Source organism: Mycolicibacter algericus DSM 45454, assembly GCF_002086455.1.
Classification (GTDB): Bacteria; Actinomycetota; Actinomycetes; order Mycobacteriales; family Mycobacteriaceae; genus Mycobacterium; species Mycobacterium algericum.
The window spans coordinates 1-407 of the sequence record NZ_MVHC01000102.1 but is presented as its reverse complement, the minus strand read 5'-3'; the positions used below and the strand labels follow the sequence as shown (position 1 = coordinate 407).

At 62.9% G+C, this 407-nt stretch carries 1 protein-coding gene; it reads right to left on the bottom strand.

Going from position 1 to position 407, the window contains the following annotated elements:
• A partial coding sequence (locus BST10_RS22295) for a transposase (RefSeq protein WP_207567925.1) occupies positions 1 to 407 on the bottom strand: 407 nt, incomplete at both ends.

Below are 407 nucleotides of genomic sequence, written 5' to 3'. Positions count from 1 at the left end.
CATCCAGGGGCCGAGACTGCCAGGCCTTGATCTCATCGACAACCACCTCGGTGATATTCGAGATCAGCTCCCGCGACACCGATGCCCCGTACACCTCGGCCAGATGGGCTTCGATATCGCGGGTGGTCATGCCGCGTGAATACAGCGACAGCACCACCGAATTAATGTTGTTGAGTCGCCGGGTTTTCTTCGGCACGATCGCCGGCTCGAACGAGCCGTTGCGATCGCGCGGCGCCTCGATACGCACCGGGCCGTTGACGGTGGCTACCGTTTTCGGTGTGGTGCCGTTGCGGGAATTGCCCGATCCGCGCCCGGCCGGATCGCCGGCCTCGTAACCCAGGTGATGGGTCAACTCCGAATTCAGGGCACGCTCGAGCACGGCCTTGGTCAGCTCGTTGAGCAAACCG